The sequence below is a fragment of the Phreatobacter cathodiphilus genome (genome assembly GCF_003008515.1).
In the GTDB taxonomy this organism is placed as follows: domain Bacteria; phylum Pseudomonadota; class Alphaproteobacteria; order Rhizobiales; family Phreatobacteraceae; genus Phreatobacter; species Phreatobacter cathodiphilus.
In genome coordinates this window covers 4,285,457-4,298,965 of the sequence record NZ_CP027668.1, presented here as the reverse complement: position 1 = coordinate 4,298,965, position 13,509 = coordinate 4,285,457, and the positions used below count along the sequence as shown (strand labels likewise).

Here is a 13,509-nt window from a genome sequence, read left to right as displayed (position 1 = left end):
AGGCGGCCCGCAGGCCGCCTTTTCCGATCACGGGATGCGAGGGCATCACAGCGAGCGCTTGATCTCCTCGACCCGGTAGCACTCGATGACGTCGCCGGCGCGCATGTCCTGGTAGCTCTCGAAGGCCATGCCGCATTCCTGGCCGACCTGGACCTCCTTGACCTCGTCCTTGAAGCGCTTGAGCGTCGAGAGCTTGCCCTCGTGCACCACCACGCTGTCGCGGATGAGGCGGACGTTGGCGCCGCGCTCGACACGGCCGTCGGTGACGCGGCAACCGGCCACCTTGCCGACCTTGGTGATGTTGAACACCTCCAGGATCTCGGCATTGCCCAGCATGGTCTCGCGCAGTTCGGGCGCGAGCAGGCCGGACATGGCGGCTTTGATGTCGTCCACCAGGTCGTAGATGATGTTGTAGTAGCGGATCTCGATCCCGGCCTGCTCGGCGGCGGCACGCGCTTCCTTGTGGGCGCGCGTGTTGAAGCCGATGATGACCGAGCCGGCCGTCTGCGCGAGGCCGACGTCGCTCTCGGTGATGCCGCCGACGCCCGACAGGATGACGCGGGCCGCCACCTCGTCGTTGCCGAGCTTGGCGAGAGCGCCGACGATGGCCTCCACCGAACCCTGCACGTCGCCCTTGATGATCAGCGGGAATTCCTTCTTGCCCGCGCCGGCCTTGAGCTGGCTCATCATGTCGGCGAGGGACGAACGACCGGCGCCGAGGCGCGCTGCCGCCTTCTCCCGCTTCAGGTTGGAGCGGTAGTCGGTGATCTCGCGGGCGCGGGCCTCGTTCTCGACCACCGCGACGCGGTCACCCGCCTCCGGCGTGCCGTTGAAGCCGAGCACCTCGACCGGAACGGAGGGACCGGCACCGTCGGTCGACTCGCCCTTGTCGTTGATGAGGGCGCGCACGCGTCCCCATTCCGCGCCGGCGACGATGATGTCGCCGGGATGCATGGTGCCGCGCTGGATCAGCACGGTGGCGACGGGGCCGCGACCGCGGTCGAGCTTGGCCTCGATGACCGTGCCCTCGGCGAGGCGGAAGGGGTTCGCCTTCAGCTCGAGCACCTCGGCCTGGAGCTGGATGAGCTCCAGCAGCTTGTCGAGGTTCTGCCCGGTCTTGGCCGAGAGTTCGACCTCGAGCACGTCGCCGCCGAGGCTTTCGAGCTGCACCTCGTACTGGAGGAGGTCTGTCTTGACCTTCTCGGGACGGGCGTCGGGCAGGTCGATCTTGTTGATCGCCACGATCAGCGGGACCTTGGCGGCCTTGGCGTGATTGATGGCCTCGACCGTCTGCGGCATGACCGAGTCGTTCGCCGCCACGACCAGCACCACGATGTCCGTCACCTTGGCGCCGCGGGCGCGCATGGCGGTGAAGGCGGCGTGGCCGGGCGTGTCGATGAAGGTGACGAGACCGCCGAGCGGCGTCTGCACCTGATAGGCGCCGATGTGCTGGGTGATGCCGCCGGCTTCGCCGGAGACGACGTTGGTCTTGCGCAGGGCGTCGAGCAGCGAGGTCTTGCCGTGGTCGACGTGGCCCATGATGGTGACGACGGGAGCACGCGACTCCAGCATCTCCTCCGGATCCGGGCTGTCGAACAGGCCTTCCTCGACGTCGGATTCGGCGACGCGGCGGACCGTGTGGCCGAGTTCCTCGGCGATGAGCTGGGCGGTGTCGGCATCGATCACGTCGGTGATCTTGTGCATCGCGCCCTGCTTCATGAGCATGCGGATGATGTCGACGGCACGCTCCGACATGCGGTTGGCGAGATCGGCGATGGTGATGGTCTCGGGGATCGTCACCTCACGCAAGATCTTTTCCTTCTGCTCGGTCGGCCGGCGCCCGGTCATGCGCTGGACGCGCCGGCGGAACGAGGCTTCGGAGCGCATGCGGTCGGAGGCATCCTCGAGCGCATTGGTGACCGTCAGGCGGCCACGGCTCGGGGCGTCGGCCGTCGGGCGCTCGGGGCGGGCCGCGGGCGTCGCGGCCTTGCCGCCAGGCCCGCGACGAACGCCGCGCGGACCGTCATCGTCGTCTCCCGCGGTGCGGGGGCGTCCGGCGGAGGGGGGACCCGACCGCATCGGGCCGGCACCCTCGGGGCGGGTCGGAATGGCACTGGCGGCCGGCGCACCGAACTGGCGCGGCGGGCGCGGGCCGTCGAGCCGCGGCGGGCGGCCGTCGAGGCGCGGCGGACGATCGCCGAAGGGACGGTCGCCCTGCGGACGGTCGCCATAGGGAGGACGATCGCCGGCCGGACGCGGGGCATAGCCACCCTCGCGCGGCGGACGGTCACCGAAGGGACGGTCGCCGGGCGGACGCGGCGGACGATCGCCGAAGGGGCGGTCGCCCTGCGGGCGCGGCGGACGGTCGCCATAGGGACGGTCGCCCTGCGGACGGGGCGGATAGGCGTCGCGCGGCGGACGGTCGCCGAAGCCGGGACGGTCGCCCTGGGGACGCGGCGGGCGGTCACCATAGGGACGGTCGCCCTGCGGACGGGGCGGATAGGCGTCGCGCGGCGGGCGGTCGCCGAAGCCGGGACGGTCGCCCTGCGGGCGCTGAGGCGCGGGGCTGCGGGCCTCCACGGGCGGGGCGGTTTCGGCCGGCGCGGCCGGGCGCGGGGCGCGGCCGATGTCGTCGAGGCTGCGCGGACGGTTCTCGTCGCCGGTGCGGCGGCGCGATTCCCACTCGGCGCGGCGGCGCGCCTCTTCCTCGGCACGGCGGCGCTCGTCTTCCTCGCGCTGGCGGCGGTCCTGCTCGGCGCGCTCGGCGGCGCGGCGCGCCTCGTCCTCGGCGCGGCGGGCCTGTTCCTCGGCCGACATCTTGCGCTCTTCCGCCTCGCGGGCGCGGGCTTCCGCGAGCACGCGGTCGCGGGCCTCGCGCTCCTCGTCGGACAGGGTGCGCAGGACCATGCCGGGAGCCTGCGGCTTCGGCGCAGCCGGGGCGGCAGCGGCGGGTGCGGGCGCGCGCGGCTTCTCGGCGGCGGGGGCGGCTGCCGGAGCGGGCGCAGCCGGACGCGGCGGCGCGAACGAGCGCGGCTTCGCCGAGACCTTCTCCACCACCACCGTCTTGGTGCGGCCGTGGCTGAAGCTCTGGCGAACCATGCTCTGTTCGTTACCGGCGGGCTTCTTCAGGCTGAGGGTCTTCCCCGTCAGGCTGATGGTCTTGTCGCCGGAGGTCTTCTCATCGGTCATTCGGTTCTGGTCCTGCCCCAGGCGGCTGGGTCCTGGAAATTCGGTGTTTCGGCTCGTTGACGGAAGCCGGAGACCCACCTCCGGTCACGTCACCGGTGCGGTAGGTCTCGAGGGCCGTGCAGCGCGCGAGTGCATTTTCGCTCGGCCCGCCGGCGAGCAGCGCAGCATGTATCACATTCATGCGCCCCAATGCCAAATCCAATTGCAGCGAGGTGAACGCCGTCACCCGCGGCAACGTGTCTGGCTCGTCACCGTAGAGGCGACGCAGGACCTGGCCGAGCTTGCGAACGCCATCATCGCTGGCATCCGCGGCATGAATAAGGCCTGCGGCCTCGTCGCCGGAGAGCGCCGCCTCGACCTTGGAGAAGCCGGCCACCACCGCGCCCGCCTTGTTGGCGAGGGAGAGCGAGGCGAGGGCCTGGGCCTCCAGCAGCCGATCGACGAGATCGGGCAGGTCGGCGGGAACGGTCACCTCGCTGCGGAAAGCGCGGGCGAAGAGCTTGCGCTTCACGGCCGCGGCCAGGGCGGCGCGGGTGGCGGTGACCCAGGCGCCGCGGCCGGGCAGGCGCGCCTTGAGGTCCGGCACGACGGTGCCGTCCGGACCGACGACGAAACGCAGGAGCCCTTCGGGCGAGGAGGCGCGGCGGTTGACGATGCACGTGCGCTCGCTGCCGGCGCGCCCCGTCAGGGGCCCGCCGTCCAGTTCCGGCTCAGGCGCGTCGTTCTCCACCGCGGTGTCCACTCCTGCTCATCTCCCCGGCTCAGGCTTCGGCTTCGGCCGTCTCGGCCTCGGCCTCTTCGGCGGCCTCGGGCGCCTCGATCCAGCCGGCCTTGACGCGGGCCTGCATGATCATTGCCTCGGCTTCGTCCTTGGTCAGTTCGAAGCCGTCGAGGAAGCCGGCGTTCTTCACCGACTGGCCGTCCTTGCGCTCGGTCCAGCCGACCAGATCGTCGGGCACGCAGCCGGCGAAGTCCTCCAGCGACTTCACGTCGTTCTCGCCGAGCTTGACCATCATGGCGGTGGTCAGGCCGTCGACCTGGCGCAGGTCGTCGGCGACGCCGAGCTCCTTGCGGCGGGCGTCGTGCTCGGCCTCGATGCGGGCGATGGTGTCGAGGGCGCGGCGCTGCAGCTCCTGCGCGGTCTCCTCGTCGAAGCCCTCGATGGAGGCGAGGTCGGAGAGTTCGACATAGGCGATCTCCTCGACCGAGCGGAAGCCCTCGGAGGTGAGGAGCTGGCCGACGACCTCGTCGACGTCGAGGGCGCCCATGAACAGCTTGGTGCGGGCCTCGAACTCGGCCTGGCGGCGCTCGCTCTCCTCGGCCTCGGTGAGGATGTCGATGTCCCAGCCGGTGAGCTGGGAGGCGAGGCGCACGTTCTGGCCGCGGCGGCCGATGGCGAGCGAGAGCTGCGGATCGGGAACGACCACCTCGATGCGCTCGCGGTCCTCGTCGAGCACGACCTTGGCGACCTCGGCGGGGGCCAGCGCGTTGACCACGAAGGTGGCGATGTCCGGGTTCCAGGGGATGATGTCGACCTTCTCGCCCTGCAGTTCGGCGACCACGGCCTGGACGCGCGAGCCGCGCATGCCGACGCAGGCGCCGACCGGGTCGATGGAGGAATCGCGGGAGACGACGGCGATCTTGGCACGCGAGCCGGGATCGCGGGCGACCGCCTTGATCTCGACGATGCCGTCATAGATCTCCGGCACTTCCTGGCCGAAGAGCTTGGCCATGAACTGGGGATGGGTGCGCGAGAGGAAGATCTGCGGGCCGCGCTGCTCGCGGCGGACGTCGAAGAGATAGGCGCGGACGCGGTCGCCGTTGCGGAACATCTCGCGCGGGATCAGCTCGTCGCGGCGGATGATCGCCTCGCCGCGGCCGAGGTCGACGACGACGTTGCCGTATTCGACGCGCTTGACGAGGCCCGAGACGATCTCGCCGACGCGGTCCTTGTACTCGTCGAACTGGCGGTCACGCTCGGCCTCGCGGACCTTCTGGACGATGACCTGCTTGGCCGACTGGGCGGCGATGCGGCCGAAGTCGAAGGGCGGCAGGGTCTCGGCGATCCAGTCGCCGGGCTGGGCGGCCGGGTTCTTGCGGCGGGCCTCCTCGGTGGCGATCTGGATGGCGACGTTCTCGACCTCGTCGACCACCTGCAGCAGGCGGGAGAGGCGGATCTCGCCGGACTTGGGATTGATCTCGGCGCGCACCTCGGTCTCCTGACCGTAGCGCGAGCGCGCCGCCTTCTGGATCGCGTCCTCCATGGCTTCGAGGACGATCTGGCGGTCGATCTGCTTCTCGCGCGCCACCGCATCCGCGATCTGCAGCAATTCCAGTCGGTTTGCCGAAACGGCCATGGGTCGTTCCCCTCTAGCGGGATGGTTTGGGTTTGGCGTAGCGGCCCGGGCCCTTGGGCTTGGGACCGCGCGAATAGGGCGTGCCGGGCGAGGGCTTCTTCTTCGGCGCCGGGGCGCCCCGCACCGGGCGCGGCGTGCCGGGGCGAACGATGACGAGATCGGTGTCGTCGGTGGCGTCCTCCGCCTCCTCGCCGTCCCCGTCGAAATCCTCGTCCTCGTCGTCCTCGTCCATGGCGCGGCCGGCGGCCTTGGCGCGGCGCAGCGCCTCGCGGATGAGGTCGTCGGTGAGCACCAGGCGGGCCTCGCCGATTTCCTCGATGGGCAGGAGAATCTCGGCCGGCTCGTCACCCTTGACGTCGGTGCGGCGGATCTTCGCGCGGCCGTCCTCGGCGCCGAGGATGAAGCCGCGGAAGCGCTTGCGGCCGTCCTGGGCGACCGCCATCTCGATCCGGACCTCGTAACCGGCCCAGCGGACGAAGTCGCCGGCGCGGACCAGCGGCCGGTCGATGCCGGGCGAGGAAATCTCCAGGTTGTAGGCGGCAGCGATCGGGTCCTCGACGTCGAGGACCGGCGACAGCGCCCGGCTGGTCGCCTCGCAATCGTCGATGGTGAAGGTGCCGTCGGGGCGCTCGCCCATGATCTGCAGCGTCGAGCCGCCGCCCTGCGAACCGGAGATGCGCACACGCACCAGGCGGAAGCCGAGGCCCTCGAGCACCGGCCCGACGATGGCGGCGACGCGGGCGGCGACGCCGGTCTCGACGATCAGGCGCGGGTCGGCCTCCGGGGCGCTGGCCCCGGCGGGCAGGTCAGGCGTGTGGCGCGGCTCTTCCGCTGACACTCGAAGCTCCGAAAGCGTCTCGTCGGTGGCGGAAACAAAAAGAGCGGGCCCCCGCAGGAACCCACTCTCACGATAGCCATCGATGAGGGTGTATGAATGACCGAAGTCGGCCCTTCACATACGCCCGGAACGGCCGGAGCGCAAGAGGCCCGCGGGCGACTGGCGCCCGCCGGCCCCGGCACCCCCTTACTGGTCGTCCTCGTCGTCGGCGGCGTCGCCGATGAGGTCGGAGACGTCGCCGTCGTCCTCATCCTCGTCCTCGGCGAGGAAGGTGTCGTCGTCGTCCGCCGTGTCCTCCACGTCGACGTCCACGTCGTCGTCGAGGGTGGCGGCCTTGGCCGGGGACGCTTCCTCCTCGTCCGCCTCTTCGAGGCTGACCAGCTCGGCGTCCTGCACCTCGAGCTCCGCATCCTCCTCGTCCGCCTGCGGGGCGACCTTGGCGGCGGCAGCGGCGGCGCCGCGGCGGGCGGGCTCGAACATCACGCGCTGCAGCACCTCACCCGTATAGGGCGAGACGATGGGGTCGCGGTTCAGGTCGTAGAATTTCTTGCCGGTCGTGGGGCAGATGCGCTTCACGCCGAGTTCGGGTCTCGCCACGGCGGACTCCCTGAAAAGATCGCACTTCGTTTGAAGGGGGGTCAGTTGGACGCAAGGCCCCGGCTTGTCAAGAGGCTTGCGGCGCGGGATAGAGCGCGGGCACCGGTTTTTCGAACGGACGGGACCATCCGACCTTGAGCGCATCCGAGACCAAGACACCGCTGACCTCGCGCCGCGGCGCCGCCCTCGCCGGCACCATCACCGTGCCGGGCGACAAGTCCATTTCCCACCGCGCCCTGATGTTCGGGCTGCTGACGGTCGGCGAGACCCGGATCACCGGCCTCCTCGAGGGCGAGGACGTGCTCAACACGGCGAAGGTCTGCCGGCAGCTCGGCGCGACGGTGGAGCGCACGGGACCCGGCGCCTGGCGGGTGCAGGGCGTCGGCGTCGGCGGCCTGAAGGAGCCGACGGAGCCGCTCGACTTCGGCAATGCCGGCACCGGATGTCGCCTGATGATGGGCGTCATCGGCTGCCATCCGATCCGCGCGACCTTCGACGGCGACGCCTCGCTGCGCAAGCGGCCGATGCGGCGGGCCCTCGACCCGCTGGAGCTGTTCGGCGTGCGCGTCGTGGAGCAGGGCGAGGGCGGGCGCCTGCCGATCACCATCCAGGGGCCGAAGGACGCCGTGCCGGTGACCTACGAATCCCCGGTGGCTTCGGCGCAGGTGAAGTCGGCCGTGCTGCTCGCCGGTCTCAATGCGCCGGGCATCACCACCGTCATCGAGACGGAAGCGACGCGCGACCACACCGAGCGGATGCTGAGCCATTTCGGCGCCGAAGTGACGGTGACGCCGCACGGCGCGCACGGCCGGCGCATCGACCTCGTCGGACAGCCGGAGCTGAAGGCGGCGCCGGTGGTGGTGCCGGCAGACCCCTCCTCCGCCGCCTTCCCCATCGTCGCGGCGGCCATCGTTCCCGGGTCCGACGTCACCGTGACCGGCGTGATGATGAACCCGCTGCGCACCGGCCTGATCACCACGCTGATCGAGATGGGCGCCGAGATCGAGGTGCTGAACGCGAGGGTGGAGTCGGGCGAGGACATCGCCGACCTGCGCGTGCGCGGCTCGCGCCTGACCGGCGTCGACGTGCCGGCGCACCGCGCGCCATCGATGATCGACGAATACCCGGTGCTGGCGGTCGCGGCCGCCTTCGCCGAGGGGCCGACGCGGATGCGCGGCCTGCACGAGCTGCGGGTGAAGGAATCCGACCGCCTGGCAGCGGTGGCGGCCGGCCTCGCCGCGGCCGGCGTCGCCCATACCATCGAGGGCGACGACCTCATCGTCGCCGGCGACGGCCGTGCGCCGGGCGGCGGCACGGTCGAAACCCACATGGACCACCGCATCGCCATGAGCTTCCTCGTCATGGGCCTCGCCACGGCCCAGCCGATGCGCGTGGACGACACCGCCTTCATCGCCACCAGCTTCCCCGACTTCGTCGGGCTGATGCGCGGCCTCGGGGCGGATTTCTCATGATCGTCGCCATCGACGGACCGGCGGCCTCGGGCAAGGGCACCCTCGCCCGCCGCATCGCCGGCCATTACCGCCTGCCGCATCTCGACACCGGCCTGCTCTATCGCGGCGTCGGGCAGATCATGCGCGACCGCGGCTTCCCGCTCGACAATGTGGAGATCGCCGCCGCCATCGCCGAGAATCTCGACCTCGCCGACCTCGACGCGGAGAAGCTGCGCACCCGCGAGGCGGGCGAGGCGGCTTCCGTGGTCGCCGCCCACGGCCCGGTGCGCCGCGCCCTCCTCGACCTGCAGCGCGCCTTCGCGGCCCAGGCGGGCGGCGCGGTGCTCGACGGTCGCGACATCGGAACGGTGATCGCGCCCGGCGCCGAGGCCAAGCTCTTCGTCACCGCGAGCCCGCAGGAACGGGCGCGGCGGCGCTTCCGCGAGCTGGTCGGCCGGGGCGAATGTGCGGACACGGACGAGGCGCTCGCCGCCGTGCTCGCCGACATCGCCCGCCGCGACGAACGCGATTCCGGCCGCGCCGACGCGCCGCTGACGGTCGCCGCCGACGCGGTGACGCTGGACACCACCGACCTCGGCATCGAACAGGCGGTGGCGGCGGCGCTGGCGGCCGTCGAGGCCCGGCGGCGATGACGCCATTCGGCGCCCGGGTCCGCGCCCTGCGCGAAGAGCGGGGCGCCACCCTCACCGCCATGGCGGAGGCGGTGGGCGTGTCGCCCGCCTATCTCTCGGCGCTGGAGCACGGCAAGCGCGGGCGCCCGAGCTGGTACCTGATCCAGCGCATCATCGCCTATTTCGGCATCATTTGGGACGAGGCGGAGGAGCTAGCGAAGCTCGCCGAGATCTCCCATCCGCGCATCGTCATCGACACCTCCGGCCTGTCGCCGCAGGCGACGGAACTCGCGAACCTTCTCGCCCGCCGCGTGTCGCTGCTCTCCGACGAGGAGATCGGCGAATTGCTCTTCGTGCTGAAGTCCAAGCTGCCGGGGCGCTAGCCTTCTCCCTCGCCCACCCGGTCGACGCCGCGCGCCGCCGGCTGCGGGGCGAGCACCGGGCGGAAGATCTCCACCGTGCGCTCGCGCCGGAGCGGGGCAGGCTTGTAGACCTGCTTGGTCGCCTCGACGAGGTGGACGCCGGCGAAGGGCAGGCCGAGCGCCGAGCCCATGCGCTCCCAGGCCATGGCGGAGCGCAGCACCAGGGCGGTGCTGATCGGCGGCACCCAGAGCGCCTGGCTCCAGGCCACCGGCGTGAAGGAGGACTGGCGCATCAGCTCGGTGAGCTGGCGCGCCGAATAGGGCCGCCCCTGGCCGAAGGGCGTGGTGTCGCGCTGGGCCCAGAGGCCGCGGCGGTTGGGCACGACGGCCAGCACCTTTCCACCCGCCGCCAGCACGCGCCAGGCCTCGCGCAGCAGCGCCTGCACGTCGTTCGAGACCTCCAGCGCATGGACGATGAGCAGCCGGTCGACCGCCGCGTCCGCCAGCGGCAGCATGTCGTCCTCGACGAGGGCCGAGCGGCCGGGCCGCGCCGTCGGCCAGGAAATGACGCCCTGGCGCGCCGGCATGAAGGCGAGGGAGCGGTCGGCCTCCTCGCGGAAGATGCCGAGATAGGGGGTGCAGTAGCCGAGGCCGACGGTGAGCATGCCGCGGGCCGAGGGCCAGTGGCTGCGCACGGCGCGCGTCACCATGCGCCGCGCGACCATGCCGAGCGGCGAGGAATAGAAGGCGCGCAGGTCGATGACGTCAGACAAGCCGAACCCTTCGCGGCGGCCGGCGGCGCGCCGGTGGCGGGAGAATGGAATGGCCACGGGCCGCAGGCAATGACATATAGCGGCCAGGATGAACGGTTACGAACCGACCCCCTCACCCCGGAGACGCGCATGGCCGCCGACGTTCACATGTTCACCTGTCTCAGCGACAATTTCGGCGCGCTGATCCATGACCGCGCCACCGGCGCGACGGCCGCCATCGACGTGCCGGAAGCGGAGCCGGTGCTGGCGGCGGCCCGCGAGAAGGGCTGGACCATCAGCCACATCCTCGTCACCCATCACCATCCGGACCACGTTCAGGGCATCGAGGCGGTGAAGGCGGCGACCAAGGCCCATGTCGTCGCCAACGCGGCGGACGCCCACCGCATCCCGCTGGTCGACGAGATGGTGGCGCCCGGCGGCAAGGCGCGCTTCGGCTCGCTCGAGGCGGACGTCATCGACACGCCCGGCCACACGGTGGGGCACATCGTCTATCACTTCGCGAGCGAGAAAATCCTGTTCTCCGGCGACACGCTGTTCTCGCTGGGCTGCGGCCGCCTCTTCGAGGGCACGCCGCAGCAGATGTGGGAGGCGCTGAAGGTGCTGCGGGCGCTGCCCGACGACACCGCCGTCTATTGCGGCCACGAATATACCGCCTCCAACGCCACGTTCTCGCTCACCGTGGATCCCGACAATGCGGCGCTGAAGGCGCGGGCCGAGGAGGTGTTCCGCCTGCGCGAGGCCGGCCAGCCGACGCTGCCGACCACCATCGGCCGGGAGAAGGCGACGAACCCCTTCCTGCGCGCCGACGACGCCGCCATCGCCGCGGTGCTCGGCATGCGGGGGCGCCTGCCGGCGGAGGTCTTCGCCGAGCTGCGCGAGCGCAAGAACAAGGCCTGAGGCGGATGCCCTAGAAGTCGACGGCGATGCCGCCGACCTCCCAATCGTCGTAGCGCACGGGATCGGCGCCGCCGCGCCCGTGCATTTCCGGGTTGGCAGCGAGCTCCGCCGCCTTGGCGTCGAGCGCGGCGCGGCGCTCGGCGGCTTCCGCCAGAGCGCGTTTCGCCGCCTCCGACAGGACCTTCACCGGGGTTTCGACCCGGGCGGTCGGCTGGTCGATGGCGACGGCGGTGGAAAAGACGGGGTTCTCGCTCATGGCCGGACATTTGGCACCGGCCCGGCCATAGTCAAGGCCGCCGCCGCGCCCCCGGCGTTGACCGGCGGGCGGGCGTGACTATAGTCCGCCGCGCGTTGCCCCTATGGCGGAATTGGTAGACGCGCTCGACTCAAAATCGAGTTCCGCAAGGAGTGCTGGTTCGATCCCGGCTAGGGGCACCATTCTTGCCGACCTCCGCGAGACCCCTCGCCCCCTCACTTCCCTCCCTCCCGCTCGGTGATGCGCGGCGCGGTGTCGTCGGCGTCGAAGACGATCTGCGCGGGCCAGGGTTTCCAGCGGATGCCGAGGGCCGCGACGTTGGGATCGCCGGAGCGCGCGAAGGCTCCGATGCTGGTCATCATCACCCGCGACAGGGCGAGACGGCCGGGCGCGTTGCGGCGCGAGAAGGAGATGCGGGCATAGAGCGAGGGGCCGAAATTGCCGAAGACGAAGGGCAGGTCGAAGGCGTGGGCGGCGCCGTAGAGCACGTCGAAGGGGGCGGGCAGGCGGTCCCAGTCGAAGCGGTAATGCCAGACGTCCGCCTGGCGGGCGCGAAGCGCGTCGAGCACGTCGTCGCGCAGGGCGGCGAACCAGATGCGGTCGAGTTCGGCGCTGCGGGCGAGGAAACCGGTCCGCGGCGCGTCCACGGGCAGGTAGCTCGGGTGAATCCAGTCCTCGATGCGGGTGGCGGGCGGCCCGTCCGGGTCGTAGCGGGAGACGAGGGCGAAGACGGCGGCATCGTCGAGCAGGCGGCCGTTGACGCCGCCGAGATCCGGCCGCAGCGCCAGCAGCGAGGGGAAGAGCCGGGTCTCGTCGCGGGTGTTGCCGGCAAGGACGGGAACGGCGACATAGCGGCCGGCGCGGATGGCGGCGATCGGGTCCTCCGGCACCACGCTTGCGTCGGGAACGGGGTTGGCACCGCCCTGCCCGCGCGGCACGAGCCGGCGCAGCACGGTGGTGAGCAGGTCGTCGGCCGACTTGCCGCGCAGATAGGCGGCGATCTCGGGCGCGCTGCGGCCGGCGACATGCGCCTTGGCCGCCGCCTCGTCGGCCGCCGTGCCGTCGGCGAGAAGCGACTGCACCACCAGGGCCTCGCCGCGCGCGGTCCAGATGCGGCGCGGGACGATCGGTGCGATGGAGCCGGGCGGCAGGCCCGCCACCGAGGAGATGCCGCCGCTAAGGGCGATGAGGCGGTGGAACAGTTTCGGCTCGGCGCCGGCGAGCAGGGGTGAGGTCATGAGCGCATAGACGTTCACCGCGCCGGCGGATTCGCCCATCAGCGTCACCCGCTCCGGGTCGCCGCCGAACCGGGCGATGTCGGCCCGCACGAAGCGCAGCGCCTGGATGATGTCGAGCAGGGCGAAATTGCCGGAATCGCCGGCGGGGTCGCCGGTGCGGAGCTGGGCGACGTCGAGGAAGCCGAAAATGCCGAGCCGGTAGGGCACGGAAACCACGACGGCATCGGCGGTGCGCGCCAGGGTCGCGCCGTCATAGACGGGATCGGCGGTGTAGCCGGTGATGTTGCTGCCGCCATGGACCCAGACGATGACGGGGCGCGGCGCGGTCGCGGGCGCTGCAGGGCTCCAGACGTTGAGATAGAGGCAGTCCTCCGAGCCGAGCGTGCGGCCGAGCGTGGTGCCGATCGTCTCGTCGTAGCGGTTGTTAAGGCCGGGGCCGTAGAGCCGGCCGGACTGGACGCAGGCCTCGGCGAAGGCGGTGGCCGGGCGCGGTGCCGTCCACGGCACGGGATCGACCGGCGGGCGCCAGCGCAGGTCGCCGACCGGCGGACGGGCGAAGGGCACGCCCTTCCAGCTCACGGTGCCGCCGGCGGCGTCCGCGGCGCCGACGACCGGCCCGAACCGGGTGTCGCGCTGCAGGGGTGACTGGCCGGCGGCCGGCCCGGTAAGGACCTGCAGGCCGAGGAGGGCTGCGATCCCCGCCGCCCGGATGGTTGCGTTCGCTCTCGCCATGACGGCCTCCCGTTTTCTTTTTCTGTGACCGCGAGACTAGTGACGCGGCCGGCGGGCGGACAAACCGCATTTTCCGAGCCGTTCATAAGGGACGGCGATGAATGGCGGCGGCAGGCGCCGTCACGGGCCGCCTCGCAGCGGGCCGGGCGAGGAGCGAGGTCGCCGCTGAACGAATCCGCCCATCGTG

At 71.5% G+C, this 13,509-nt stretch carries 12 protein-coding genes and 1 tRNA gene; 5 read left to right on the top strand and 8 right to left on the bottom strand.

The window, feature by feature from the left end; all coding sequences use genetic code 11:
- Positions 1-45: 45 nt before the first annotated feature.
- From infB to C6569_RS20635, 5 genes are all read right to left on the bottom strand, one after another.
- On the bottom strand, positions 46-3,189 hold the full coding sequence (gene infB / locus C6569_RS20655; protein WP_106750628.1) for a translation initiation factor IF-2: 3,144 nt from the start codon (positions 3,187-3,189) through the stop codon (positions 46-48).
- The gene (locus tag C6569_RS20650) at positions 3,179-3,931 is read right to left on the bottom strand and encodes an RNA-binding protein (protein ID WP_106750627.1); all 753 of its coding nucleotides are present in this window, start codon (positions 3,929-3,931) and stop codon (positions 3,179-3,181) included. Before C6569_RS20650 ends, infB begins: the two co-directional genes overlap by 11 nt.
- Before the next feature lie 19 nt (positions 3,932-3,950).
- Entirely contained in the window at positions 3,951-5,546 is a 1,596-nt protein-coding gene (gene nusA / locus C6569_RS20645; protein ID WP_106750626.1) for a transcription termination factor NusA, read from the bottom strand.
- 13 nt (positions 5,547-5,559) lie between these two features.
- On the bottom strand, positions 5,560-6,384 hold the full coding sequence (gene rimP, locus C6569_RS20640) for a ribosome maturation factor RimP (RefSeq protein WP_106750625.1): 825 nt from the start codon (positions 6,382-6,384) through the stop codon (positions 5,560-5,562).
- 186 nt (positions 6,385-6,570) lie between these two features.
- On the bottom strand, positions 6,571-6,981 hold the full coding sequence (locus tag C6569_RS20635) for a TIGR02300 family protein (protein WP_106750624.1): 411 nt from the start codon (positions 6,979-6,981) through the stop codon (positions 6,571-6,573).
- A gap of 134 nt (positions 6,982-7,115) precedes the next feature.
- Between C6569_RS20635 and aroA the strand changes: the two genes are divergently transcribed.
- From aroA to C6569_RS20620, 3 genes are read left to right on the top strand one after another with little or no spacing between them, the layout of a single operon-like run.
- Positions 7,116-8,453: a 3-phosphoshikimate 1-carboxyvinyltransferase gene (aroA, locus tag C6569_RS20630; protein ID WP_106750623.1), complete on the top strand. Its 1,338-nt coding sequence runs from the start codon at positions 7,116-7,118 to the stop codon at positions 8,451-8,453.
- Positions 8,450-9,085 (top strand): (d)CMP kinase, encoded by a 636-nt coding sequence (gene cmk / locus C6569_RS20625; protein ID WP_106750622.1) that lies wholly within the window; start codon positions 8,450-8,452, stop codon positions 9,083-9,085. Before aroA ends, cmk begins: the two co-directional genes overlap by 4 nt.
- Entirely contained in the window at positions 9,082-9,447 is a 366-nt protein-coding gene (locus C6569_RS20620; RefSeq protein WP_106750621.1) for a helix-turn-helix domain-containing protein, read from the top strand. The genes cmk and C6569_RS20620 overlap by 4 nt, the downstream gene beginning before the upstream one ends.
- On the opposite strand, the gene C6569_RS20615 is transcribed toward C6569_RS20620, so the two are convergent.
- The gene (locus tag C6569_RS20615) at positions 9,444-10,151 is read right to left on the bottom strand and encodes a methyltransferase domain-containing protein (protein WP_106751173.1); all 708 of its coding nucleotides are present in this window, start codon (positions 10,149-10,151) and stop codon (positions 9,444-9,446) included. The two genes, C6569_RS20620 and C6569_RS20615, sit on opposite strands and share 4 nt — an antisense overlap.
- A 177-nt stretch (positions 10,152-10,328) precedes the next feature.
- On the opposite strand from C6569_RS20615, the gene gloB reads away from it, so the two are divergent.
- Positions 10,329-11,096, top strand: a complete 768-nt coding sequence (gene gloB / locus C6569_RS20610) for a hydroxyacylglutathione hydrolase (protein WP_106750620.1) — start codon at positions 10,329-10,331, stop codon at positions 11,094-11,096.
- Positions 11,097-11,106: 10 nt separating this feature from the next.
- On the opposite strand, the gene C6569_RS20605 is transcribed toward gloB, so the two are convergent.
- A complete protein-coding gene (locus C6569_RS20605; RefSeq protein WP_106750619.1) occupies positions 11,107-11,352 on the bottom strand; it encodes a DUF1674 domain-containing protein in 246 nt (81 codons plus the stop codon).
- A 97-nt stretch (positions 11,353-11,449) separates the two neighbouring features.
- Here C6569_RS20605 and C6569_RS20600 point away from each other — a divergent pair.
- Positions 11,450-11,534: transfer RNA gene (locus C6569_RS20600), tRNA-Leu, on the top strand.
- A 33-nt stretch (positions 11,535-11,567) separates the two neighbouring features.
- On the opposite strand, the gene C6569_RS20595 is transcribed toward C6569_RS20600, so the two are convergent.
- A complete protein-coding gene (locus C6569_RS20595; protein WP_106750618.1) occupies positions 11,568-13,322 on the bottom strand; it encodes a carboxylesterase/lipase family protein in 1,755 nt (584 codons plus the stop codon).
- Positions 13,323-13,509 lie beyond the last annotated feature (187 nt).

What these genes read in the sequence shown, in the direction of transcription:
- infB (WP_106750628.1), bottom strand. Translation starts at nt 3,189, where the DNA reads ATGACCGATGAGAAGACCTCCGGCGACAAGACCATCAGCCTGACGGGG.
- nusA (WP_106750626.1), bottom strand. Translation starts at nt 5,546, where the DNA reads ATGGCCGTTTCGGCAAACCGACTGGAATTGCTGCAGATCGCGGATGCG.
- cmk (WP_106750622.1), top strand. Translation starts at nt 8,450, where the DNA reads ATGATCGTCGCCATCGACGGACCGGCGGCCTCGGGCAAGGGCACCCTC.
- C6569_RS20620 (WP_106750621.1), top strand. Translation starts at nt 9,082, where the DNA reads ATGACGCCATTCGGCGCCCGGGTCCGCGCCCTGCGCGAAGAGCGGGGC.
- C6569_RS20615 (WP_106751173.1), bottom strand. Translation starts at nt 10,151, where the DNA reads ATGGTCGCGCGGCGCATGGTGACGCGCGCCGTGCGCAGCCACTGGCCC.
- gloB (WP_106750620.1), top strand. Translation starts at nt 10,329, where the DNA reads ATGGCCGCCGACGTTCACATGTTCACCTGTCTCAGCGACAATTTCGGC.
- C6569_RS20605 (WP_106750619.1), bottom strand. Translation starts at nt 11,352, where the DNA reads ATGAGCGAGAACCCCGTCTTTTCCACCGCCGTCGCCATCGACCAGCCG.
- C6569_RS20595 (WP_106750618.1), bottom strand. Translation starts at nt 13,322, where the DNA reads ATGGCGAGAGCGAACGCAACCATCCGGGCGGCGGGGATCGCAGCCCTC.